Annotated in this window: 20 protein-coding genes; 2 read left to right on the top strand and 18 right to left on the bottom strand. The window is 43.5% G+C overall.

The window, feature by feature from the left end:
- Window positions 1–239 precede the first annotated feature (239 nt).
- The 7 genes from pilO to CA600_RS18600 form a co-directional block, all read right to left on the bottom strand.
- Window positions 240–845 carry a type 4a pilus biogenesis protein PilO gene (gene pilO, locus CA600_RS18630; RefSeq protein ID WP_094871966.1) on the bottom strand — a complete coding sequence of 202 codons (606 nt, stop codon included), beginning with the start codon at window positions 843–845 and terminating at the stop codon, window positions 240–242.
- Complete coding sequence (gene pilM, locus CA600_RS18625; RefSeq protein WP_094871964.1) at window positions 832–2433, bottom strand: pilus assembly protein PilM; 1602 nt, start codon at window positions 2431–2433, stop codon at window positions 832–834. Before pilM ends, pilO begins: the two co-directional genes overlap by 14 nt.
- A gap of 15 nt (window positions 2434–2448) precedes the next feature.
- Window positions 2449–3198 carry a prepilin peptidase gene (locus CA600_RS18620; protein ID WP_094871962.1) on the bottom strand — a complete coding sequence of 250 codons (750 nt, stop codon included), beginning with the start codon at window positions 3196–3198 and terminating at the stop codon, window positions 2449–2451.
- Window positions 3199–3271: 73 nt separating this feature from the next.
- The gene (locus CA600_RS18615) at window positions 3272–3766 is read right to left on the bottom strand and encodes a type II secretion system protein (protein WP_094871960.1); all 495 of its coding nucleotides are present in this window, start codon (window positions 3764–3766) and stop codon (window positions 3272–3274) included.
- Window positions 3767–3933: 167 nt separating this feature from the next.
- Complete coding sequence (locus tag CA600_RS18610) at window positions 3934–5139, bottom strand: type II secretion system F family protein (RefSeq protein WP_094871959.1); 1206 nt, start codon at window positions 5137–5139, stop codon at window positions 3934–3936.
- Entirely contained in the window at window positions 5139–6188 is a 1050-nt protein-coding gene (locus CA600_RS18605; protein ID WP_094871957.1) for a type IV pilus twitching motility protein PilT, read from the bottom strand. The genes CA600_RS18610 and CA600_RS18605 overlap by 1 nt, the downstream gene beginning before the upstream one ends.
- Window positions 6189–6231: 43 nt before the next feature.
- A complete protein-coding gene (locus CA600_RS18600) occupies window positions 6232–7896 on the bottom strand; it encodes a GspE/PulE family protein (protein WP_094871955.1) in 1665 nt (554 codons plus the stop codon).
- Between the two features lie 374 nt (window positions 7897–8270).
- Between CA600_RS18600 and CA600_RS18595 the strand changes: the two genes are divergently transcribed.
- Window positions 8271–12710, top strand: coding sequence for a DUF5057 domain-containing protein (locus tag CA600_RS18595; RefSeq protein WP_179281660.1), 4440 nt, complete (start codon window positions 8271–8273; stop codon window positions 12708–12710).
- Between the two features lie 64 nt (window positions 12711–12774).
- Here the strand turns inward: CA600_RS18595 and CA600_RS18590 are convergent, their stop codons facing one another.
- The 3 genes from CA600_RS18590 to CA600_RS18580 are packed head-to-tail and all read right to left on the bottom strand — an operon-like array spanning window position 12775 to window position 15629.
- The gene (locus CA600_RS18590) at window positions 12775–14487 is read right to left on the bottom strand and encodes a hypothetical protein (protein WP_094871951.1); all 1713 of its coding nucleotides are present in this window, start codon (window positions 14485–14487) and stop codon (window positions 12775–12777) included.
- Window positions 14488–14500: 13 nt separating this feature from the next.
- Window positions 14501–15055: a PulJ/GspJ family protein gene (locus tag CA600_RS18585; RefSeq protein ID WP_094871950.1), complete on the bottom strand. Its 555-nt coding sequence runs from the start codon at window positions 15053–15055 to the stop codon at window positions 14501–14503.
- On the bottom strand, window positions 15039–15629 hold the full coding sequence (locus CA600_RS18580) for a type IV pilus modification PilV family protein (RefSeq protein WP_256989903.1): 591 nt from the start codon (window positions 15627–15629) through the stop codon (window positions 15039–15041). The genes CA600_RS18585 and CA600_RS18580 overlap by 17 nt, the downstream gene beginning before the upstream one ends.
- Window positions 15630–15817: 188 nt before the next feature.
- On the opposite strand from CA600_RS18580, the gene CA600_RS18575 reads away from it, so the two are divergent.
- The gene (locus CA600_RS18575; protein ID WP_094871947.1) at window positions 15818–16606 is read left to right on the top strand and encodes an alpha/beta hydrolase; all 789 of its coding nucleotides are present in this window, start codon (window positions 15818–15820) and stop codon (window positions 16604–16606) included.
- A 104-nt stretch (window positions 16607–16710) separates the two neighbouring features.
- Here CA600_RS18575 and CA600_RS18570 read toward each other — a convergent pair whose 3' ends face one another.
- The 8 genes from CA600_RS18570 to argB form a co-directional block, all read right to left on the bottom strand.
- Window positions 16711–17541, bottom strand: a complete 831-nt coding sequence (locus CA600_RS18570; RefSeq protein ID WP_094871945.1) for a phosphoenolpyruvate hydrolase family protein — start codon at window positions 17539–17541, stop codon at window positions 16711–16713.
- 41 nt (window positions 17542–17582) lie between these two features.
- On the bottom strand, window positions 17583–18791 hold the full coding sequence (locus CA600_RS18565) for a Tm-1-like ATP-binding domain-containing protein (protein WP_094871944.1): 1209 nt from the start codon (window positions 18789–18791) through the stop codon (window positions 17583–17585).
- A 198-nt stretch (window positions 18792–18989) separates the two neighbouring features.
- Window positions 18990–20189, bottom strand: a complete 1200-nt coding sequence (locus CA600_RS18560; RefSeq protein WP_094871942.1) for a phosphoenolpyruvate hydrolase family protein — start codon at window positions 20187–20189, stop codon at window positions 18990–18992.
- Window positions 20190–20334: 145 nt separating this feature from the next.
- Window positions 20335–21750: an argininosuccinate lyase gene (argH, locus tag CA600_RS18555; RefSeq protein ID WP_094871941.1), complete on the bottom strand. Its 1416-nt coding sequence runs from the start codon at window positions 21748–21750 to the stop codon at window positions 20335–20337.
- Window positions 21751–21843: 93 nt separating this feature from the next.
- Window positions 21844–23079, bottom strand: coding sequence for an argininosuccinate synthase (locus CA600_RS18550; RefSeq protein WP_094871939.1), 1236 nt, complete (start codon window positions 23077–23079; stop codon window positions 21844–21846).
- A 292-nt stretch (window positions 23080–23371) separates the two neighbouring features.
- The gene (argF, locus tag CA600_RS18545; RefSeq protein ID WP_094871938.1) at window positions 23372–24340 is read right to left on the bottom strand and encodes an ornithine carbamoyltransferase; all 969 of its coding nucleotides are present in this window, start codon (window positions 24338–24340) and stop codon (window positions 23372–23374) included.
- Complete coding sequence (locus CA600_RS18540; protein ID WP_094871936.1) at window positions 24337–25623, bottom strand: aspartate aminotransferase family protein; 1287 nt, start codon at window positions 25621–25623, stop codon at window positions 24337–24339. Before CA600_RS18540 ends, argF begins: the two co-directional genes overlap by 4 nt.
- A gap of 70 nt (window positions 25624–25693) precedes the next feature.
- Window positions 25694–26524 (bottom strand): acetylglutamate kinase, encoded by an 831-nt coding sequence (gene argB, locus CA600_RS18535; protein ID WP_094871935.1) that lies wholly within the window; start codon window positions 26522–26524, stop codon window positions 25694–25696.
- Window positions 26525–26534: the final 10 nt, after the last annotated feature.

The following is a 26534-nucleotide window of genomic DNA, read 5'->3' as shown; positions in this document are numbered from 1 at the left end:
ACGGTAAGCGTTTATGCGAGAAATATAAAAATAATGTAAAGCGTGAAACGTATACTTTTTATATTCGTTAAATACAGGCGATAGCCACTGTTCCAGCTTATGCACCCCGCAAGCTAAAATACCCAATAAACAGTAGGATGAAAACGCATTTATATATTTTTAGTAACGAATAAACTCCACCCTCCTGATTTACAGGAAAAATGGAGTCGCATAATGGTGTTATTGCAATGGTTAGAGTTCTAATTCGATGATGGAGTGACAGCCTCATAATAAGCTGTGAAAGCTACGTTAGCAGTCAAAATACTTTCAGGGCTGTTCGCAGAACGCTCTTCATAGGATTGCTGGAAATTAAATGAGTCTACATTCACTATACGGGACAGCTTCTGCAACTCGTCCATCCATTGTCGTATACCCGTATACGTACCTTCTATTACTGCATTCATTTTAATCTGTTTAACCGTCGGGAACAGCACTTCAGCCGAGTCTGTCATTTGCTGAATCGGATTAGCCTCATCCAAAATAAAGCTGACGTCCTTTAAGCGTGCTTCTGAGGAAGTGCTAACGCCCCATAAATCAACAATCAAGCCTTCGCTGTCATCGCCTTTCGGGAGTGCTGCTAGGAGCTCCTGTTGTTCCGAATCCACAGAAGTAGCACTGCTTTTTAGTTCATTAATTTTAGTTTGGAGAATCTCTGCTTCTTCTTCCAGCTGGCTAACCTCGGCGTTCTGTGCGGATATTTCCTTATTGGTCGGCTGAACACCTAACATATAAAAGGCAAACAGCATCAAGAACAGAATCAATACACCTAATACGATTGGAGAACGATACTTATTAATCTGTTCCATCGCTGTTCACCTCCTCTTGGCTTGCATCTGTTCCAATTTCCTGCTGCTTATTTTCTACTAAGTTTACTTTATAAATGGCTGTATACATAGTAAAAGAAGTGTTTGCATCCGTTGTTCCTTCGGTCAGCTTCAGAATCGGTGCGTCCACCGTAAAAGACATTTGGCGTAGTTGTCTCAAATAACTGGAGGCATCTACCATAGTAGGTACATTTACAGTCAGATCAATAGCTGTTCGGTAGGTGTAGTTAATGTCACGGATAAAAGCACCCGGTGGTAACCCTTCGACTAATTCATCCAGAATCGGAACAGCAATTACCTTATTGTTCTGAATCTCTGCGATTGCCGTCTTCCGATCTAACTGTCCGGGTCCGCTGTTCTTAAGTTTCCCAAGCTCTACCTGTAGCATTAAACTGCGATCCTGTAAACCTTGCAGCTCCTCTTTACCATTAGAAATTTGACCCTTATTAGCCGAAAAATAAATCCCCGTCCCAATCGTTCCCACCAGCCAGATCGCCACAAGACCCATGGTCACATAGGGGAATAATAACGTCTCCCGATCCTCTCTTGGCAGTAGGTCAATCGTGTCCACGTTGATGATGCTTTTCAGGGCTGTCCCTGCTGCTACTCGGTAATCATTTAACTCAGGATCAGATACAGCATCTTTCCCTATCTGGTCTAGACTTATCGGTGTAATGTCTAGTTCTGCCAACGACTGCTGCAGCTCTATGTCTAGCTGTTTACGAATGGATGGGGCTCCTGTGATGACTAAGTTATTGATACGTGTCGAGCCATCGTGCAAGCTGTATTGGTAGAAGCTAAGCATCCGTGAGATTTCCGCAGTGATTTCCACCATTTGCTCCGGTGATAATTGCTCTTCCACCGCAACGGCTGTTTCTGCCAAAACCTCACTGTCGGCCACGAAATCCATTGCCGCCACATTTCTACCCATATGAAGATCAAGCAAGTTAATCGTACGAATGAACACCGGATTTCCGTTTCTGAACATGTAAACGTCCATGACGGATGGCTCTAAATTAATTAGCATCGTTTCTGCAAAGCTTTCCCCATGTCCAGTCGTTATACTGCGCGCCAAGGCGGTTGCCGAAATTTCAACACTGCTTATACGGAGGCCCGCACGCTCCAAAATTTCCACATAATCCTGTATCGATTTCCGTGGAGCGGCAAATACGAGTAAATGACTATGCTCCTCATCCACTTCGAGCGTCACATAGTCATAAACAGGATTTTCAAATGGTAAATGCAGCCCCGTCTCCACTTCCAGCTTCACGAGCTGTTCAACCTGCTTGTCGTTGATACTGGGTATGCTCATTTTGCGGATAATAATCTGCGAAGGTGGAATGGACAAAGAAACCTTACTGCCCCTTAAACCTTCTTTCTTCACCCACTGTCTTACCCGATCATAAAGCGCTTCGCTATCCGCCACTTGATTCTCAATGATCATGCCTGGAAGGAGCGGGAGATACCGTTTTTTGCGGACTTCCCATGACTGTTTATTCTTAAAACTAATATAACGAATTCCGGTAGCTTCAATTGAAATCCCGGCCACTTTAGAGCCTAATCCAAGCATATAATCGATGTCCTCCTATCCGATGAGCGAGAGATACGCGCCAATGATATGTGAACCATATCCGAAACTAATTAAAGCCCCTATTGCTAACCATGGACCAAAAGGAACTGGCTGTTTACGTTTGATGATACCGAGCAGCAGCAGCAATCCTCCGACCACACTCCCAAACAGACAAGCCAGCAAAAAAGCTAAAATCACATTTGGAAAGCCAATCACTAAGCCCAGCAGCGCAAATAACTTCACATCCCCGGCACCCATCCCACCTAACAGAACAAAGGGGATCAAGACACCTCCACCAAGTACAGCTCCTAGCAGGTGATGCCATAATGCCCCTTCCGGAAATAGCAGCACAAGAATGATCAGCAGCGGGAAAAAGAATAACAACACCTTGTTCGGAATCAGCATATACTTCAAATCTGCTACCGTGACAATAACCGCAAGACTCACAAGTAAGAATCCGAGGATCCCCTTACCTGTCAGACCAAATTGCATGTACACCCATAGAAAAAGCAAACCCGTCGCCGCTTCTCCTAGTGGATATAAAGGCGACACCCTTGTGCCGCAGTAACGACACTTGCCTCCTGACAGCAGGTAGCTTATCACCGGAAACAAATCACGCGCCTTCAGCCGCGTATTGCAGTTCGGGCAATGTGACGGTGGATTAAGCAAAGATTCCTTAGCTGGCACCCGCAGTGCCACTACGTTATAGAAGGAGCCTAGAATCAGGCCCAGTAAGGTGATGTAACTTGCGATGATTATCGTCATGGATGTCCTCTGTTGGCTTTTGGATTTTAAAAAAGGAATCGGGAAGTCCGATTCCTTGGAAATCTAATTCATTTTATTTTTTTGATTTCTCAGATTTGAGAACATCCGCAACAACAAAAGTATGATCTACCGCTGCTGGGGCAGTCCCCCCTGATGGAGTACTACCAGTTGTACTTAGAGAAAGAGCTGTTAATACGCCATCAGTAAAGGTAACTGTGCCTGCGGTAATTGTATGTTTATTACTAGGTAACAACAGATTAGGCTCAAGATAATGACCTGCAATTAAATTAGCAATTGAAACCTTAAGCTCAGTACCAGTTGTCATAGTGTCAGAATCAAATGCTCCATTTAACTCTGAAGTAATATACATACGAGTTGCATCATAAACTTGGCGAGCTGTCGCAACATCTGCATTCTCTTTAGTATTATTAATAATTCCACCAATCATCGGTATCGCAATAACCGCAATAATCCCCAAAATAACGATAACCGCCAATAACTCAATCAGCGTAAACCCCTTTTGATTTTCCTCTTTACTCAATCTTCTTTTAATGGCTTGTGCTAACATTTTATTTCCCCCTCTAAGTGGTGTGTGGTAATACAGTTTATATCTTTTATTTCCGTGAATCCCGCTACAATGCTCGTTATTCCTTGTCTAGCGCCAACAAAAGCTCTGCAATCCTGCCCCGCCTCCCCGGCGTCACCCCTCTCAATATCTTCAAGGAACCGTAAGGTTCACATATTGCCGTACAGACTGAACATCGGCAGCATAATAGCGGCCACAATCACACCTACAACACCTGCTAAAAAAGCAATCAACAATGGTTCAAGCAGTGACTTCAGACGATCAACGGTATTCTCCACGTCCATCTCATAAAAATCAGCTACCTTAGACAACATTGTGTCGAGCGCCCCCGTCTCTTCACCAATCGCAATCATCTGAGTAACTAGCGGCGGGAAGACCCAAGCTTTTTTTAGCGGCTCAGATAGTGGATTTCCTTGTCGCAACGAATCGCCCGCACTTCGGATGAATTTCCCAATCACCTTATTTCCGGCTACTTCCTCTACAATCACCAAGGATTGCAGAATCGGGACTGAGCTGGCATAAAGAGAAGAAAAAGTACGCGTAAACTGAGCAATCGAGCCTTTTTGATTCAGCTTGCCGAACACCGGAATCTTAAGCTTGGCATAATCGAGTGCGTAGGCACCCTTTTCTGTATGTTTTGTAATCTGAAAAGCTATCACTAGGAGAAGAACTCCGAGTATCCAGAAATACCATTGCCCTTGAATGCTTTTACTCAGTGCCAATACCATCTTTGTAATCGCCGGAAGCTCTGCATTCATCGATTCGAACATCGTTACAAACTGTGGAACAATCGCCCAGAGTAGGTATATAACCGCTCCAATCGCCATAACCCCGACCGTAATCGGGTAAGTGAGCGCAGACTTGATCTTCTCTGTCGTGGTGTGCTGTTTCTCAAAAAACATCGCCAGCCTGTCCAAAGTTCCCTCAATATCACCGGATTCTTCACCTGCTCGGATCATGCTGACAAATAGCTGCGGGAAGATTTTTTTATGATCCTGAACGGCTTGTGAGAACGAGATCCCGCGCATCAGGCTAGCGTTCACATCTACTAGCGCTTTACGTAGTGGTTTACTCTCTGTTTGCTCTGCTAGAATACGCGTTGCATCCACAATCGACACTCCAGCACGCATTAGCGTGGCGAACTGCCTACAATAAATAATGAAATGAAGCGGCTTAACCGGATTACCGATATAAATGTCCATCGATAGAATCGTTGTTTTTCGCTCGATCAGCGAGAACACTGTAAGCCCCCGCTTACGCAGCTCTTCCATCGCCGTAGGCTTATCTGTTGCGGTTAGCTTTCCTTTAATGGACTTACCTGCGGTTGTCTTTACTTGATATTCAAAAAGAGGCATCAGTTACCCACCTCCGTCATAAATGCTTTTACGGCAGTCGAGTCAATCAGACCTTGAGATAAATAGTCGCGGATACTCATGTCCAACGTATGCATACCTTGCGCGCGTCCGGTTTGCATTACATTTTTAATCTGATGTGTCTTTTCGGTACGAATGAGATTGGCTACGGCAGGTGTATTCACTAAGATCTCTGTTGCACATATCCGCCCCCGTCCCCCTGCTCTTGGAAACAACCGCTGACTGACAACTGCCAGTAATACTGAGGCTAGCTGTGAACGAATCTGTCCCTGCTGATGACCCGGAAAAGCGTCAATAATTCGATCAATCGTCTGTGGTGCGTCTGTTGTATGTAAGGTGGCCATCACAAGATGACCTGTCTCCGCGGCAGTAACTGCTGCTGTAATGGTCTCCAAATCCCGCATCTCTCCAACGAGAATAACATCCGGATCCTGACGTAACGCGGCACGAAGTCCGCTCGCAAAGCTTGCCGTATCGTTGCCCACTTCACGTTGATCGACTAAACAGGTTCCATGACTATGCAGAAATTCTATAGGATCTTCAAGTGTCACAATATGCTTGCTTTCGGTCTTGTTAATGTAATTTAGCATAGCTGCTAACGTAGAGGATTTACCGCTGCCCGTAGGCCCTGTAACAAGAATCAAACCTTGTGGTTTGATTGACAAAGTGGACAAAATCGGAGGCATCGACAGCTGTTCCAGACTCGGAATCTCTGCGGGAATGGCCCGGGCAGCGATACTAATCTCACCCCGCTGACGATAGACATTCACCCGAAATCTTACGCCGCCATCCAGCGGATAAGAGAAATCTACCTCACCTGCATTTCGAAACACTTCATTTCGTTCACTGCCAAGCAGCGCTTCTGCCATTTCTGCCGCTTCATCGGCTGTTACTGGTGCACCCTCAAGTGGGTGAAGCGTTCCATCCATACGTATCACCGGAGACGAGCCTACAGAGATATGTAAGTCGGAAGCTTTGGAGGAGTAAGCCGTCTGCAAAAGCTGTCTAATATCCCGCGTATACGTTGGCATCCGCTGCTCCCCCTAGATTAAAATGCAATACACCTTATAAATCCTAATGTGAGACCGTCTCGCGCATGACCTCTTGTAACGTCGTGATTCCCTGACTAACTTTGAGTAGTCCGTCATCCATCAGTTGAACAAGTCCACGCGCTTTTCCTGCGATACGTAGTTCTTCTACCGAAGCAGTGTTCGTAATAAGCTGCCGCAAATGATCGTCAATACTGAGTACCTCATGAATCGCTATTCGGCCACGATAACCGGAACTGCTACAGCTACCGCAACCTCGACCACGATGTAATTCGTCCGCTGGCAACCCCAAGCTACGTAGCATAATCGCTTCCTGCTCAGACGGTTTGTAGGTTTCTTTGCAGTCGGTGCAGATTTTACGAACGAGCCGCTGCGCTACCACACCTATTAGTGAAGAGGCAATCAAGTAAGGCTCCACCCCCATATCTCGCAAGCGAGAGACGGAGCTAATCGCATCGTTTGTATGTAAAGTAGACAGCACTAGATGACCTGTTAATGAGGCACGAACTGCAATTTCAGCAGTTTCTGCATCCCGTATTTCACCCACCATTACAATATTCGGATCTTGTCGGAGAATCGAACGTAGTCCCGCCGCAAAGGTTAACCCAATAGCTGAGTTTACGTGCACCTGGTTTACGCCCTCAAGCTGATATTCCACTGGATCCTCAACCGTGATAATATTTGCACTTTCTACATTGAGTTGATTCAGTGCTGAATATAAAGTCGTTGTTTTTCCACTACCTGTAGGTCCAGTGATTAGCAGAATTCCATAAGGACGAGCGATCATTTCCTTAAAAGCTTCCGCATTCCCCTCACTGAATCCCAAAGCATCTACAGATTTAACCCCAGTGCTTAAATCTAGCAACCGCAGCACAATCTTCTCTCCGTGCATCGTAGGTAATGAGGACACGCGAATATCTACCATTTTGAAATCAAACTGCATTTTGATTCGGCCGTCTTGTGGCAAACGCCGTTCTGCGATATTCAGTCGGGCCATTATTTTCAGACGAGCGGTTATAAAGCCCTGCATTTGCTTAGGAATAATCCGCTCTGTCCGTAAAGTTCCATCAATGCGGTAGCGGATGGTTAGATTATTTTCACCTGGATCCATATGTATATCAGACGCCCGCAGGGCTACTGCCTGCTGAATCATCTGATTGACCAAACGAACAATTGGAGAGTCTTCGTCTGTAATCTCTGTTTCTTCTATTTCTTCCTGTGTCGGGAGTTCTACCAACATCTGATTCATAGAATCACGCATCCCATAATGACGCGCAATCGCCCGCTGCAGCTCATCCCTCGTAGAAATAGCAGGTTCAATCCGGAACCCTGTACTCATTCGCAAATCTTCTATCGCAAAATAATCCAGAGGATCGGCCATCGCAACCATCAGCTTACCGCCTTCTTTTAAGAAGGGAAGAACTTGGTATCGCTTTGCCATACTTTCAGGAATAATCTGCGTGATCGCAGGATCAATCTGGTATTTGAATAAACTGACATGCGGAATACCGAGCTGGAATTCAAGCACTTCAATCAGCTGTTGCTCCGTGATATAGCCTTGAGAAATTAGCAGATCACCAAGCTTACGCTTGCTTTTACGCTGTTCCGCAAGTGCTTCAAGCAGCTGTTCCTGCGAAATAATATTATTTTCTACCAGCAAATCTCCAAGTCTCTTTTTCGCAATGGCCATGCCCGTTCAGCTCCATATGCCGTTATTGGTTATACTTTTACACTGACATCAATAATGGATAATAATAGGAATAACCAAAGATAAATTACCAGTTCTATTTCTGCAAAATACGAAAATTATTTTTTCCATAATACGAATTCATCATTTTTGTCAAACTAGCGTATTTTTCAATATACTTGGGACTTTAGTAATGAATTTATAGGTATAATTCAATAGATTTATGTTGTCTATCAATGCTGAATGTCCTAGAATGTATATAACATAGATTGGATAATTTTACAACGAATTCAGCTGAAAAAGCTGTCGGAAACTAGCATACACAACATACAATTCGACCATATCTACCAATAGTTAACAATCAGGGAGAGATGAACATGAAATTTGCCAGTAACAAAAGGATCTATCTTTTTACAGTAACGATCTTGCTTCTCCTTCTGCTTGTTCTGCCACTCAAAAATCACTTCACGAATGTCGAAGCCAGTTCAAATGATTATCAGATTCGAATGTTGGAGGTTACGGAGAGTGGGGTTAGTGAGCTTGCGTCTCTAAAAACGGGAATATCTGGCCTTACCATTGATACGATGAGTATGAAGCGCTTTGTGGCGCTGCGGGATGATCTGGATGGAAAATACGATGCGATTTATATCGGAAAGGGGACTTACAATAAAAGTGGAGTTTCCGGAAAAGATCATAATACCAAAGCAGTTATGAATGACATAACTAATTTAAAAGCGAAAGAAATCACCGATTTTTTTGTTAATAAAGGGTTATATGTAATTTTCCACAAGCAGCCCTTCTTAGCTCCAACACAGAACGGAATTTTATATAATACCTTTAATACATACCAGGCATTAACCCCAAAATCCAATGTTCTATTCTGTAATGACTCTGAGTTAAATGCCTTTATCTCCGAATTGAAAAAAAGTAATTCCACTTATTTATCCAAAATGAAGCAAAGACCTCAACTAGAGATTACTAACAAGAGTCAAATTATCGAATACGGTGCGACTGTGCCCAAGATCTATACGCCCGGCGACGAGCTCACATTCAAGTTCAATGTTTCAAATGTTAATTTAGGAACGAATCCTATACTTGTTAAGCTCTATCTGGGCTTAGATAAGTCCATAAAAATGACTGAAGATCAAGTCGTTGCAACCACCTCCTTAAGTACTTCGACAACCGGAGAAATAAAATACAAACTTCCCAAGACTTATTCAGGCCTACTTTATTGGAAGCTAGAAGCAGTAGATTCTCTGAATCAAAAATCTCTAAGCGATTTCACTACCGGTACTATTCAATTTAAGGGCAAGAAGACAGTGGTCAATGTATTGCAGATCTTACCAGATGGAAATAATGACAGCAAACTTATTAATAATGAATTAGTTATGGATCCTAGCTATCTACAAAACGTATCTAAGGACTACGAACTAGTTATCGAAACAAAATCAATGACTCAGTTCAATGAATACATTAAAAGTAAGGAAAACTCTACTCCAAAATACGGCTTGAATGGCACATATGATATGCTCCTGTTTGGATTCCGGGATGTATACAATGAAAAAGCTCTAATTGATGAGCTCTCCTCGAATGCTGTATTAAATTTCATCAATGATACCAAGCAAAGTGTTATGTTCACGCACGATACTATTTATATTGCCAGCAACAACAAGAGTAGCCAATGGATTAATAAGTTCCAAGGAATCACAGGTCAAACCAGCCCTCAAACCAATTTGGGCTTAAATGCTCCGAGTATATCAACCTCTGTTACTCCTGTGAACGATGGATTGCTAACTCAATATCCTTTTAATTTAAGCGAGCAAGATGATAAGAATAAGGTAGCCAACACACATAATCAATACTTTACCCTTGACTTAGAAGATTCCACTGTCATTCCTTGGTACAACATTACTGGAAGTAATCGGGATATTAACGACAGCTGGAACCACTACTATACGTACTCTAAAGGGAGTGTAACTTACTCAGGAACCGGACACATCATCGGAACATCTTATAATAGAACTCAAGCAACCTCTTTCCCAAAATGGGAACAAAAGTTGTTCGTAAACACGATGTACCGTGCATTTACAGGTGCCAATCATGCTCCAGAAATTACTGTGCATACACCTATGGACAAAAGCATTAAACCTTCTTACCAGAACCAACTGGTCGTCAGCTATACAGTCGATGACTGGGATTTGAAAGACAAGAACCTATTTACCAGTATTAAATTTAAACAAAACGATAATGTAATTACCGGCTATACAATGAACGAGAAAGCAATTTTATCTGGAGATACCGTTACGCAAACTTTTAACAATCCTCTTCCTGCAGGGGGAAATCTTCAAATTGAGATTACTGCCAGGGACAGACAAGGTGCAATCTCTACTAAAACTATAAATGTAACCGTTCAAAAAATCGAATCAAACCTTACGATTCAACGTACACAGTCTAACTCTACTGTTGAAAAAGGGAATCCGATCACTTTTACGTACACAGTAACGCCAAACGCTGTTCCTTATCTTGCTGTTGATCCAGGTGAGCAAGGGATTGAAGATCTAGTGATCTCAAACGTTCAATTTGAAGAGAAATTTCCGCCTAATCTGGAATTTAGTGATCCTCTTCCAGAAGGCATGAGTAAAAGCGGTACTTTAATCGAGGGATATACTTTATCTAAAAATTTAGGGAACATTAACTATAAGTTAACAGAAAGTAACAACGTCAAATCTTATACACCGATAAACAATTCTGCTAACACTTTTAGTCTTACTGCAATTCCACAAGAAAAGAAGACATACCTATTGGATAATTCTAAGATTTATTATGATGAAATCCATGCAGCGACATCTTCATTCCCTGGCTCCAATGCTCCAGTCTCATCACTGGGTATAGCTAATGATTATTCAATCTTTATGCTAGAGAACATTGATTTCCCAAACAATGGATTCACAAATAATTGGCGTATAGCAGCAGGTGGGAATATAAATATTGCATCATTTAGTTTAGGAGGTTCATTAACAAATGCCGATACTACTGCAACTGTTGTGGCAGGTAGAAACTTGACCTTAAATGGTGGTTCAATGAAAGGGATGGCCTATTACGGTGGCAATATAACGGCTCCAGCCTACCTTATTAATCAAACTCAGCATAAAGACAACTATATTGATTTTACTGAGGTTGGGAAAAAACTTAAAAATCGTTCATTGTATTATGCAGCAATACCGGAGACGTCCAAATCAACCGATCTATATCAGACCATTACTCTAAAGGGAACCGATCCTAAACTTAACGTATTTCATTTAAATCCAACCAATGGAAGTATTAATAGCCTGAGCATTGATACTCCAAGCACTTCCACTACTGTTGTCAATATTTCCGGGGAAAATGTAACCATCAGCAATGGCACCAACACCCTTACAGGTGTAAGCAGTAAAAACGTGTTATACAATTTTTATGAAGCAACATCATTTAGCCTACGCGGATACAAATTATATGGTACTGTTCTGGCTCCATTGGCAAATATATCTTTCACTGGTGATATTGTTGGCTCATTTATCGGAAAATCAATCTCAGGTTATAATGGTGGGCACAGTATCGATCTGTCTCCATTCACCGGAGATTTACCGAACCCTACACCAGTCACCCGAGAACGGGTAACAATAAGTTTCTCTCCGATTTCCTTTGAAGCTATCGTTAAAGTAGCGAACATTCAACTTCAAGATACAGTGATTCGGGTAGATAGTGAACTGAAACTGCTACCGGTCATAACACCTGAAGATGCCAACAATAAAGAAGTCAGTTGGTTGTCTAAACAGCCGGATATAGTCTCTATTAGTGACACCGGAGTAATAAGAGGTCTAAAAGCCGGAGAAGCAACATTAGTGGTTACAGCTAGAGATGTAAGAAGCGATGGTAGCCACGTCTTTACTACTGCAAAAGTAAAAGTCGTTTCAGCTGATTTAACGATTACAGGAGCTAAGGACGCTATAGTCGGTGAGAAAGTACCCTTCGAAGCTAGTTATGAGCCCTTTGATGAAACCATAATTGGCTACGAATGGTCCATCAAACCAGGGGCGAATTCAGCCAATGCTACAATAACTAAAAATACCGATCCATCTATTGGAAGTAAAGCAACCTTGCTGGCTAATCGATCTGGATCAGTGACAATTGTGGCCACAGTCAAAACTGATCGGAAGCCTAACGGTGCTATCTATTCAAAAGAACATACCGTTACAATTACAAATCCTGTTCGTGAGATACAAATTAATGGGGATTCTTTTGTGAACATCGGAAATGAAATACCGTTAAATGTGTCTGTCGTTCAACCTGTAGAGAATTCCGATCCGGTTGAATACGTGTGGAGCATAGAAGGTAACGGCAGCGATTGTGCAACAATCGTATTGACTCCAGATAACAAAGCTATAAAGTTAAAAGGCAATGTGTACACCGAATCAGTTAGGGTTAAAGTGCTGATAATAGGCTCCTCTCCTATTATTGAAGCCTATAAAGACATAAAAATAGGGATTAAATTAACTCAGCTGACCTTGCCTAAACCATTTAGGATAGGCGTTGGAACTTATAACGCTAGAGATTTATTTAATGACGGACTTCAGGTTTGGCCAACTAGTTTGAAGAAGAATGAATTTAAAGACAAGCTGCTCTGGACAAGTAGCAATGCAGCGATCTTAACCGTATCTCCTGATGGTTTAGTAACCGGACTGAAGAAAGGAAAAGCCACGGTTACGGTTGCTTTTTCTGAGGACCCTACAATTAAAGACTCTGTGGAGATCACTGTAGAGAACGAGGATCGTTACTAAAAAACAAAACCCCCGAAACGCAGCCTATACTACGTTTTGGGGGTTTTTCATATTATATTCTAGGCTACTCCAACTGCATGTCTTCTACGCTAATATTTATAGTCTTTACACGGGGAAGTCCAGCCTTTTGATGCTCAAAGATCTGATCGTTATAAGCTGCTTTAAATCGTATTAAATTGCTGCTGTTGTCTATTCCAATTTCATTATCTTTCCCAAATGCTATTCCTCGAACAGCATTTATAGTAAGATTTCCTTTCGCAAAGAATCCACCACTCAGCGAAAATATAGATCCTACGCCATATAAATCTGCATCAGAGTCTGTATAGAAGAATGCTTCTAGCTGAGTAGGAGTATTACTAAATGCGGCCAAGCGATTAATAAGTATAGGCCCACTGGAAATTAATACCAGTTCCTTACCACCCAATCCTTGAAGTGTTGCATCTTCTACCAATGTGGTATGTTCGGGAATCCCATTAATAGTCGAAGATGCTTTGAGTACAAACATAGTGGAGTCAATCTGAACGTTGCCCCGAATCTCTACCTTTCCAGTCACCAACATATTAGCACGTATTTGTATAGGTTGTGGATTACCATAATTATCAATGATTAGATTTCCATCTACAATCAGCCACTTTCGAGCTGATGTTGAGTTTTTATCATCCTCTGAATATAAGATACCTGGAAAGTCGCCACTGCCGTCCAAACTCAAATCCCCTTTATAAATTACAGATTTGCTTGGATGCTTTATGATGTTTACTTTTGCATTGTATTCATTCATCTTCTCATTAAATGTCGCTAGCGATTCAGATGAATCATCCTGAAGAACTGGCTTCATCAGGTCACTCTGAATAACCGCATCAAAAGTATTAAGATTCATACCCATTAAATAGGATGCTAAGTTCCCCTCAGTCAGCTTATTCCGAATCATAGTTCTGTTAGCTCCAGGGCCTATTGCCTCAGCTACTTTATCTATAAAAGAACTTTCCACATTAACTTCTACAAAGGTTCGACGGCTTCTTATACCCACCTTATCCAGAGGAATCTTACCTACCATAGATGTTTCTTTGGTGATTTCTGAACCTTTTATCTCACTATTATTTTCCTGTCGATAAATCAGCTTATCAAGTGATTGCACATGTGCCTCACCATCTAATTCAAATGGATTGGATACAAGGGTGTGAAATTTATTTTTATACGTATACTCGGCCTTCTCACTGATAATTAGCTTATCTCCTGCGTATATATTTCCAATAATTGAAGGAGCCCCATTAATCGTAAGATTCTTTTCTGAGCCTAAAGTGTATTTTAGAAAATCGGGGAAAGTATCAATAAATATTCTTTGCTTAAGATTACGTTTAACTCCGTTCACTTCGGCTTCTGACGTAATGGACACTATGTATTTGGCTGACTTTCCGTTCTTCAGCATTTGCCCCTTTTTATAATCGATATCAGTGATTATCCCGCTTGCGTTAACTAAGTTAGTGCTTGCATTAAGACCTGAGGAGATAGACTCCAAATATTTCTCAATAGCCAGATCCAGTTCTTCTGGACTCATATCCACATTACCTTGCACCTTCTTATTTAGGCTAGATGTAATATAAGCCACAGCCTCATCAAGCGTTTTTTCAGCTAAATGCAGACTTTGTACATCATTTTTTCGCGTCTCTGTTCGCTTTGCGCCCCCCATTGTTGCACTCATTACACTTAGCCCCAGGATAGTGAGAAGTAGTAGAATAAACATTACTAATACCAGTGCCGAGCCCTTCTCTTCTTTCATTATGTAATACCTCCTAGAAACCAAATTTGCTCACCATCTCAATATCGTATATCCTTCCATCATAGTACTGTGTTAAAAGGAGCTTTATATCGACTAGCCCACTCCCACAAGGGGTACCCAGCTTACAGTCCATACCATTTGAATTTTTAGAGACAATCGTAGAACCCGTAAGATCTGAATCTATCGATGTGCGAGGATCGGTTACAGTGCTATTAATAGTTAGCTTGGTAATGAGGTTGTCCTCTCCTTCACCAGGCTGTTCTTTAACGAACTGAATAGTCCGTGAAGAGATCACGCCATCAACATCCTTTATTAGAACCAATCCATTTTCCGTATTTTCTACTTTACTAGGACCAAATACATATAATTCAGTTATAATTGATGACATAATCAAATCTGCTTCTTCACGTAAAGAATTCTCAATTGTTATTTTGTGATAACTTCGAAATCCAAACATTGTCACCGTAGAGATAAGTCCAACAATCATGGAGAAAAGAGTGATCGCGGCTATCATTTCAATTAAGGTAAAGCCCTGCTGATTTATTAAACGGTTAGCGAATCTTTTCATCCGTAATATATCCCTCCACTACCGTTTTATAAGCTTTTCCTCCTGGCCCCCCATTCCCACTAACTTCCACCTCAACAGGTATAAGATAGGGTGCCATTTCAACCTTCCGCTGATCGACCACTCCACTGTCATCCTTTCCCAATCGCATCTCTTGATGAAGCTGGAACTGGTAGCGAATATTAATCTTATACTCGATATTGTTAATGACAGGATTCAGTACATCTGGCAGTGACTTGGAATTAACAAAGATATCGTTGTAAACGCATCTTAGTTGGGTTGTGCATTCTGAAGCCCCGATGAGGGGTACCCCTTTGCCATCTTCTAATAGTTTTTGATGTTCTACTGGATCTGTTATAAAATAATCACTCATCTTCTCAAAATCCTGCTTCTCCACATAAAACAGCGCGTTCCGCGCTAAATTGACCATAATTGTCTTGTTCTGGTTCGATTTAGAGTAACTCATGGCGTTTGTAAAGTAAGACGTAAGTACCAGTGAAACTATCGATAAGATCACAATAGCGGCCAGCACTTCGATCAATGTAAATCCATTTTCCTGCTTTAGGCCTGATTTCATCCTACTTTTTTCCTCCCGCCTATGAAAATAATTTCGCATTTGCACGTTTCTTCCTTATTTTTCTACTTCCATTATATTCTCTCATATCGAGCTACAGCAATCCTCAAAACCCTTATAATTCAGATATTTCTACAATATCTCTCACTTTTGGTCTATGCTATGATTTGGAAAGAGAGGGGATGTGTCAAATGGCTTTAATAGAATGCAAATTTTATTCGGAAGCGCTAGAATTGAATACCTCAATGACTGTAATTCTGCCGCAAAAAACAACCACACAAATCGGGATGAGCAACGTGACTAGAGGCGAACTTCACCCTACGCTATATTTGCTGCACGGTTTGTCAGACGATGACTCGATCTGGCTGCGCCGGACTTCTATAGAACGATATGTAGCAGAGATGGGGATAGCTGTAGTAATGCCGAATGTACACCGCAGTTTCTATACAGATATGGCGGTTGGCGGTCGTTATTGGACCTTTATTAGTGAGGAGCTTCCGATGCTGGCGCGTTCATTCTTCCCGTTATCGGATAAACGCGAGGAAAACTTTGTAGCCGGGTTATCCATGGGTGGTTATGGAGCGATCAAGCTGGGACTGCGTAAACCGGAGTCTTTTGCAGCGGCAGCTAGTTTGTCGGGAGCACTGGATATGGCGCATAATTTTATGAACGGGGAAAATCCAAACGTCAGAAGCAAAGAATACGAAATGATTTTCGGAAAAGAAGATATCGCCGGAACGCCCGAAGACCTTTTATGGTTGCTTGAGGAAGTAAACCACTCCACGGGACCAAAGCCAGCGTTGTATCAATGCTGTGGCACAGAAGATTTCCTATATACCGATAACTTGACATTCCGCGATGCCTGCCAAGCAACCTCACTTTCTTTAACCTATGAGGAAGGTCCAGGGACTCATGAATGGGGCTATTGGGATACCAAGATCCGTGATGTACTGGCATGGCTGCCGTTAAGTAATAATTAGCTTTTTCTAATAGACAACAAAAAGGTGCAGCCATAAGCTACACCTTAATATCTGTGCTATGCAGATTGCCCTCTTCGGAGGGTTCTTTTGTTGCCTTATGCCTTTTATTTAGTGATCTTTTTAAATAATCCTGTCTGTTCCGTAATCCCCTTTTCCGCAGCAAATCTTTCAATACTCGATGCACCAAAGAATCCGTCTATGCCTTCTGTCCGTTCAATTACGTACGCCGCATCTTCCGGCTCTGCAATCGGTCCACCGTGGCAAATCACCATAATATCTGGATTTACTGCTTTCCCTGCCTTAATAATCGCTTCGATTCTTTCTACACAATCATCCAATGTCAGGGCCGTCTTCGCTCCAATTGTACCTTTAGTAGTCAATCCCATATGTGCCACCAAAATATCTGCGCCTGCTTCTGCCATGGCTTTTGCTTGCTCAGGATCAAATACGTAAGGAGTTGTGAGCATATCCAATTCATGCGCTGCTCTAATCATATCTACTTCTAAACCATATCCCATCCCGGTCTCTTCCAGGTTCTGTCTGAATACGCCATCGATCAAACCAACGGTTGGGAAGTTTTGCACGCCGCTAAAACCTTGATCCTTAAGCTGTTTCAAATACACCTCCATCACTCTAAAAGGGTCCGTTCCACACACGCCTGCTAGAACAGGAGTATTTTTCACAACAGGTAATACTTCAGAGCCCATTTCGACTACGATTTGGTTGGCGTCTCCATAAGATAGTAGCCCTGCCAATGATCCACGACCTGCCATTCTGTATCTTCCTGAATTATAAACAATTAGCATATCCGCTCCGCCAGCTTCACTGCTCTTTGCAGTAATCCCTGTACCGGCTCCCACGCCTAAAAGAATTTTTCCATTTGCTACTTCTTCTCTAAACTTCTCCATGATTTCAGTTCTTGTATTTTTGTTCATGTGAAACGCCTCCATCATTAATTAAATGTTCTGTGTTAGTGTTATTTGCTCATGAGATCTATTAGCTTCTGTGCGGCAGCTTCTGCAAACTCCACATCATTAATGGCACAATCCATTTCGATAACCTCTACAACATTTCTGTTTACACCATTTCTTAAGGTATCAAATAACATTTGATCTTCCTCTACCCCATAAAAAGCTTCCCCTGCGACATCAATGCCAGATATCCCTTTAAGCGGCAGCATTAACACCGTTTTCTCTTTGGCCATATTTAATTTCTCGACAAGCTTTTTGCCGATGGCTTCATTTTCTTCTACTGTTGTTCTCATCAAAGTAACTGTAGGGTTATGCTTATAGAATTTATGTCCAGCAAATTTCTCGGGTACCGTATCATAAGGACCAAAGTTACACATATCAAGCGCACCTACCGACACAACCTGTGGAATATGATGTTTTCCAGCAGCTTCTAACCGATGAGGTCCAGCATTTAGCACACCACCAATAATTTCGTCCGCCCATTCTGTTGTGGTCAGATCCAATACACCTTCAATAAAACCAGCCTCGATTAGTGCTTCCATGGACTGGCCACCTACACCTGTTGCATGGAATACAAGCACTTCATATCCTCTAGCTTCAAGATAGTTACGGGCTGCCGTCACACAGGGGGTTGTTACCCCAAACATTGTTGTAGCTACTAATGGTTTTTTCTCTATCACTTGTTTATTCTCAAATTTAAGCATACCGGCGATGGCGAAGGCTGCATTCGTAAAAATCTTCGTCGAAATGGAGTTCAGTCCTGCAACGTCTACTACAGATGGCATCATGACAATATCACTAGTGCCTACATATGGAGCAGTATTCCCTGAAGCTACGGTCGAAACCATCACTTTTGGTACACCAATAGGCAGTGCCCGCATACCAGGAGTGACAAGCGAGGTACCTCCAGTACCCCCAAAGGAGATAATGCCATCAAACTTGCCTTGCTTATATAATTCAGGTACTAATTTTTCCATACCTTTAGCTAATAATTCTGTCGCTAACGCTCTATCTTTCTTGACAACGAGCTCGTCTATACTTACACCCGCGGCTGCTGCTACTTCTCGGTTAGAGATATCCGGTGTAAAAGTGGGCTCAAACACACCCGTATGAATCGTAAACGTACCTAACTCCAAGCTTTCAAGCAAATTTTTAATGTAGAGATATTCTTCACCCTTGGTATCAAAAGTTCCGGCAATGGCAATCGTCTTCATTTCTTCAACCTCCTCTTCAGATATCTGCAACAAGTATAAATGCCTTCGGCGTCCTTTTGAGGACGGCAAGCGTTTAAACGAGAAATATAAGGATAATGTATAATGTGAAACTTATACTTTCTTATATTTCAAAAAAGCATGATCAACTTATGAGTTAATCATACTTCTTTGAATTATGAATGAAAACGCTTTTATGTCTTATGTTTTTGTGTTTATGTTAGATTTATATTGTTTGGGAGAATAACCTTTATACTTCTTAAACATTTTGCTAAACTGCGCATAGTCTTGGTAGCCAACTAATGGCGCCAGCTCAGATAACTGGATAGGGTCTCTATGTAATATTTCCGCTGCCTTATCCATCCGAAATTGCACGAGATACGTTTGGAAGCTGCAGCCTACTTTTTTGGTAAACAAGCTACTTAAGTAACTTCGGGATACATGGGCCACCTTAGCTAAATCTGCAAACAAAATCTCATTCCTATAATTTTGAGCTATGTATTCTTTTACAAATTCAACATAATCATAGTGCTTGGTGATGCCGTCTAACATTTTGACCATAAAATCATCTTCATCCAGCGTCCCCGATACTTTAAAAGCTTTGGTTATATTCGTAATGGACTTCTCCGAGGGAATTCTTTCAAAAGCAGAGCCCCCGATATACCCCATCAAGTTTTGATTATTACTGTACATATACTGCACATCAATTGGCGTTTTCACGGGACCACCATACACCAATTTAATTAAATCTGGCTTTAGCGCATTGCATCTATTAAAAATCTTGTCCGCCTTAGCCTTGGCAGCTTCCAGAGAGAATACCTTCCTGGCTCCTAATAATCCCCCTTCCGTTAAGCCTAAATGTGCACAAATCACATCCGCTCCAGCTTCTATCATCTGAGCAGCTTGAGTTTCGTCAAATACAAAGGCTATGGTAAACAAATCTTTTTCATGGGCAATCCTTATAGCTTCTACTTCGAGTAGATAACCATTTCCCTCTTCTTCCAGCGCTTCTCCAAATTGACCATCTATCAAGCCAACCGTGGGGTAATTATTAATTCCGGAAAATCCCTTATTCTTTATTTCACTGATATAGCTCTCCATATCTTTTGTCGGATCGGTTGCATTAAGGCCAAAAATAATAGGAATGTCTCTTACCAAAGGGATGATCTCCCTAGATGCAAAGTCCATCACCATATCATTGCTATTACAAAAAGGCAAAATCCCAGCAAGAGAGCTCCTCCCCATCTGGCGGAATTTACCCGAATTTAACATCAGTAGAAAATCAGCACCACCCTGCTTCGCATACTTTGCGGTTATTCCAGCACCTGTGGCTACTCCAATAATATGATTGCCCAGCTCTAATTGGGATCTAAGCTCGTCTAGGATTTGCTCTCTACTCATACTTACGCCCCCTCCTATCCCTACTCTAAGGATAACCGTAAAGAACACTGCGAATCCAGTTATGTTGTACTTAGAGCCCTTTTAGATAAAAAAATCCCGCCTGCGACCTATAACAGTCTGAGGCGAGATTCGGTATTGATACGGTTTACAATATAGCGTCACCGTGTTTTACAACCCATTCATTAGCTTCGTGCAGTGCCTGCTCCGCGCGTTCGATTGCAGCTTTCACCTGAACAGTAGCTGTGCCGCCATAAACGTTACGGGCGTTAACTACCGCTTCCGGTTGAAGAACAGCATAGATATTCTCGTCAAACAGCGGTGAGAATTGCATGAACTCTTCCAACGTCAGATCCAGCAGGAACTTGCCTTCGTTAATGCAGTAGAGCACTGTTTTTCCGATGACTTCATGTGCTTGGCGGAAAGGAAGACCTTTGCCTACCAAGAAGTCGGCGATATCCGTTGCATTCGAGAAGTCCGTGTTCACGGCTTCACGCATACGCCCCTTGTTCACCTTCATGGTGGAAATCATCGGCGCGAACAATTGCAGCGCACCAGTCAGCGTAGTAACAGTATCGAACATGCCCTCTTTATCTTCCTGCATATCCTTGTTGTACGCTAGTGGCAAAGATTTCAGAACAGTCAGCAAGCCAACCAGGTTGCCGTATACACGACCTGTTTTGCCCCGTACCAATTCTGGTACATCCGGGTTCTTCTTCTGCGGCATAATGCTGCTGCCTGTACAGAAAGCATCATCCAGTTCTACAAAGCTGAACTCTGTACTGCTCCACAGCACCAATTCCTCACTAAGTCTGGAAAGGTGGGTCATTACAAGGGCTGCATTCGCCAAGAACTCCACGATGAAATCGCGGTCGCTGACAGCATCCAGACTGTTCTCATATACACTGTCAAAGCCCAGTTGTTCCGCTACAAAATGGCGGTCAATCGGGAAGGTCGTTCCCGCAAGCGCTCCTGCTCCGAGCGGCAGAACGTTGATCCGTTTGTAGCTGTCCGTCAAACGCTCCGCATCGCGGCGGAACATGGAGACGTAAGCAAGCAAGTGGTGAGCAAAGAGGATCGGTTGTGCCCGCTGCAAATGCGTGTAACCAGGGATGATCGTCTCTACATTGTCTTTAGCTTGCTCGATCAAAGCTTCCTGCAATTCATGCAGCAAGCTAACTAGCTCAACTACACGGCCACGTAAATATAGATGCATGTCCGTTGCCACCTGATCGTTACGGCTGCGTCCTGTGTGCAGTTTACCACCGACCGGACCGATTTCCTCGATCAGATGTTTTTCAATATTCATATGGATGTCTTCATCCGCTACGGAGAAAACAACCTCACCAGCGTTAACCTTGTCCAATACTTTGTTCAGACCTTGCTTAATCGTCTCCACATCTTCTTGTGGAAGGATTCCGCATTTGCCCAGCATCGTGACATGCGCCAGACTGCCTTGTACATCTTCTTTAGCCAAAGCCTTATCAAATCCAATGGAAGCCGTATATTCCTCCACCAGTTTGTTCGTTCCTTTAGTAAACCGTCCGCCCCAAAGCTTGCTCACCTATAGTTTCCTCCTCTTGGACGCCAGAGGGCCGCTCCTATCCTGACGGGAGGAACGGCCTTCGGAATGCCCGTTTAAGTTTATGTTATCGTTCTATTTCGAAGCTCCATTTACACCTGTAGAAACTTTAAGGCGCAATGCGTTCAAGTGGATAAAACCAGTTGCATCCCCTTGATCATAAGCTTGTGTAGGATCAGCTTCCATCGTTGCAATCTCAGGATTGTACAGGCTGACCGGGCTCTTCACTCCAGCGCCAATGATGTTGCCTTTGTACAGTTTAAGACGAACAGTACCCGTTACATTTTGTTGGCTCTGTGTTACAAGAGCTTGCAGTGCAATACGCTCTGGTGCGAACCAGAAACCGTTATACACCAAAGTGCTGTAACGAGTGATCAGGCTGTCACGCAGGTTCATCACTTCACGGTCCATCGTGATGGATTCCATTTTGCGATGAGCGACGAACAGGATGGTTCCACCCGGAGTCTCATACACACCGCGACTCTTCATGCCGACAAAACGGTTCTCAACCATATCCACACGTCCGATACCGTGTTTTCCGCCTAGCTCGTTCAGTTTATCCATCACTTGCAGTGGGGATAAGGACTCACCATTCAGGGCTACGCAGTCTCCCTTAACGAAATCGAGTTCCAAATATTCCGCTTCATCCGGAGCATCTTCAGGAGCGTTGCTCAGTAGGAACATTCCTTTGTTCTCCGGTGCACTTGGATCAAACCAAGGATCTTCCAATACGCCGCTCTCATAGCTGATATGCAGCAGGTTACGGTCCATCGAATACGGCTTAGCCGCAGATGCTTGTACAGGAATATCATTAGCTTCCGCATAAGCGATCATTTCCGCACGGCCTGGGAATTGATTGCGGAATTCTTCCAGACGCCAAGGTGCGATTACCTTGATGTCTGGTGCCAAAGCAGCTACACCAAGCTCAAAACGGACTTGGTCATTCCCTTTGCCTGTCGCGCCGTGTGCGATAGCTGTTGCACCTTCAGCGATGGCGATATCCACCATGCGTTTAGCGATCAGCGGACGAGCAATACTAGTTCCAAGCAAGTACTGACCCTCATAGAGTGCGCCGGATTGGAACATTGGGTAGATGAAATCGCTAGCGAATTCATCGCGCAGGTCATCGATGTATACTTTCGATGCGCCGGTTGCTAGTGCTTTTTCTTCCAGACCGTCGAGCTCTTCCTTCTGGCCGATATCGGCTGTGAAGGCGATGATCTCCGCGTCATAGGTTTCTTTAAGCCATTTCAAAATAACGGATGTATCTAGTCCGCCGGAATAGGCGAGTACAATTTTTTCTTTAGCCATGGTGTGGCAACTTCCTTTCGTGTGGGCTATATAAATTAAAATAACCGTGCTCTCGCTAGCACTTTAACGATTATTCGCAACTACGCTGAATGTTTGGACTTCCGGTCGCTGTTATCATCAGATTTCTTTTATTTCAAACCGCATTATGCGGATGAAATCTGATGATAAAGGCGAACGCTACGCTCCTACAGTTCCAAAAATTCCGCTCCATTACTCCATCGTCCAAAACCTAACTTCGCCCAACATTAATTCAATTTATATAGTGATTTATATTTTATATTATTTAAATTCCTTAACTCATCAGCGCAGCCATTAAAGCTTTTTGCGCATGCAGGCGGTTCTCAGCCTGATCAAAGATCACCGAGTTAGGGCCGTCAATCACACCTGTGCTGACCTCTTCCTCACGGTGGGCTGGCAGGCAGTGCAGGAAAAGATAATCGCTCTTCGCGCCTTTTACAAGCTCCTCATTGACCTGATAGTCTTTGAATGCCGCTTCACGCGCCTTTTGCTCCTCTTCGAAGCCCATGCTCGCCCACACATCCGTATAGATGACGTCAGCGTCTTGCACAGCTTCTTGCGGGCTGTGAGTGACCACAATCTTCGCTCCGGTTTCCTTAGCGATCTCACGAGCTTCTGCTACAACCGCTGCATCCGGCTCATAACCTTCCGGTCCAGCGATAGATACGTCCACACCCAGCTTAGCTCCGCCAATCATTAAGGAATGCGCCATATTGTTGCCATCGCCGATGTAAGCCAGCTTCAGGCCTTTGAGCTTTCCTTTGTGCTCATATATCGTTTGGTAATCCGCCAGCACTTGGCAAGGATGCGCCAGATCGCTGAGGCCGTTGATTACAGGAATAGAAGCATAACGAGCCAGATCCACTACTTTGTCATGACCGAAGGTACGGATCATAATACCGTCGAGGTAACGCGACATTACTTGTGCTGTATCTCCAACGGTTTCACCGCGTCCAAGCTGAATGTCATTTTTGCTCAAGAAAAGGGCATGCCCTCCAAGCTGATACATTCCAACTTCAAACGACACGCGCGTACGAGTAGAGGATTTTTCAAAAATAAGACCGATTGTCTTCCCTTTCAGCGGCTGGAATTCTTCGCCATTTTTCTGCTTCTTCTTCAGCTCAATCGCAGAATCTATTAAGTACGTAATTTCTTCCGGGCTGTAATCGTTCAGCTCCAGTAAATCACGGCCTTTCAGTTGCTGTGCAATGGTGATCTTATTACTCTGTACGCCCTGACTCATGAGCTTACCTCCCCGTTTGCTTGTTTAGCATAAGTATGAATGAGTTCGGATAGGATGTCCACCGCCTGGTCGATCTCCTCTTTGCTTACATATAGATTAGGCAGCAGGCGAAGGACATTAGGACCCGCAGTCACGAACAACAGGCCTTTCTTTTGTCCAGCCAATACAATATCGCCCGCTGGTGATTGACATTCAATCCCGATCAACAGTCCTTTACCACGGATATCCTTCACAAAAGAACAGTCCGCCAGCTTCTCTTTCAAAAGACCTGTCAGGTACTTACCCATTTCTTCGGCACGTTGTGGAAGCTCATCCTCCAGCATCGTTTCAATCGTCGCTGCCATAACCGCTGTTGCGAGCGGTGTTCCCCCGAAGGTGGACGCATGGCTGCCCGGTGAGAAAGCTTCACGCAAATAGCCTTTGCCAAGCATTAAGCCTGCTGGAAACCCACTAGCAATCCCCTTAGCCAAGGTGAAAATATCCGGTTCAATTCCATAATGCTGATGAGCGAACAGCTTGCCTGTACGTCCCATACCGGTCTGTACTTCGTCTACAATTAGAAGCAGTCCGTGTTTCTCACATAGCGCCACAACAGCGTTCAAGAACTCAGGTTCTACCTCAAGCACGCCACCCTCTGCAAGTACCATCTCCAGCATAATAGCAGCTGTGTGATCGCCAATAGCAGCCTCTAACGCTGGGAGATCATGCAAAGGTACAGTCTTAAAGCCTGCTGGAAGCGGCAGGAAGCCTTCTTTTACCTTTTGCTGACCTGTAGCAGTCAGTGTAGCTAGCGTACGACCATGGAAAGATTGTTCAAACGTAATGATTTCATAACGATCAGCACCCTTTACCTTCTGGTGGTAACGGCGAGCCAGCTTAATAGCAGCCTCATTCGCTTCTGCCCCACTATTGCAGAAAAATACTTGATCAGCGCAGCTATTCTCTGTCAAAAGATTTGCAACTTTGTCCTGTCCCGGAATATGGAACAGGTTCGAGACATGCCAGAGCGTGTCAATCTGATCCTTCAGCTTCGCACCGACTTTTTCAGGAGCATGACCTAGACTGGTCACAGCTAATCCACTTGTAAAATCAAGATACTTATTGCCCTTATCATCCCATACCCAGGTGCCCTTGCCTTTAACTAAGCTAAGATCATATCTGGCGTAAGAAGGGAATACCGCGCTAAGCTTGCCTGCTGCAACATCCGGTGTACCTGATCCTACGGTATCGGTCTGCTGTGCCCCTGCTTGCGAATCCAATTCCGTTTGTGTAAGCTTGCTCATTCTAAGTCACTCTCCCATCTTGTGCTCCTGTGTACCAGGCTGCACCTCTAAATGATATTCATCTATGATTCTACGAACGAATAATACGTGTGCCTATCGCTTCACCTTGCAGTACTCGGCTAAGCACCCGCGGTTCTTTTCCATCCACAATAATAACCTCTGAAACGCTGCCTTGAATGCAATCGATAGCTGCCCGTACTTTTGGGATCATGCCGCCGTAGATTTCTCCACTTTCGATTAAGGCTTCGATTTCCTGTACGGTAACGGATGGAAGTACAACCTTTTGGCCTTCCACCGTACTCATAATGCCAGGGACATCTGTGACTACGATCATTTGGGGAGACTCTACATAAGAAGCGACTGCCCCTGCTGCTGTATCTGCGTTAATATTGTAGCGCTGACCTGCAGCATCAACTCCGATAGGCGCAATGACTGGGATATAACCCATGCCAATAATTCCGGTTACAATCTCAGCCTTTACTTCTGTTACTTCTCCTACCAAACCTACTTCAGCGCTATTAGCTACAGGTCTAGCAGTAATCATATTTCCATCAATGCCGGATAGCCCTAGAGCTAGACCGCCACTTTCTTGAATTCGTCTTACAATCGCCTTGTTAATGCTCCCTGCCAACGTCATCTCAACGACATCTAGCACGGCTTCAGTAGTTACTCGCAGACCGTTCACGAAGCTGCTTTCAATGCCCAATTTTGCTAGATTCTCTGAAATAGCTGGCCCTCCGCCATGAACAATTACAGGCTGAATGCCATCCTGCTGCAAATCTCGCAAATCCTCGAAAAAAGAGTCAGGAAGCGCCGCCAGCGTACTGCCGCCGCATTTCATCACAAACAATCCACTGCCATCTAATGCATCTATAAGTTCAAGCTCGCTGTTTAGCGTCATATGATCGGTA

It is taken from the genome of Paenibacillus sp. VTT E-133280 (assembly GCF_002264385.1).
GTDB classification, from domain to species: Bacteria; Bacillota; Bacilli; order Paenibacillales; family Paenibacillaceae; genus Paenibacillus_AQ; species Paenibacillus_AQ nitricinens.
Note: the sequence above shows the minus strand (reverse complement) of the source record. Positions and strands in the feature narration are given on the sequence as shown.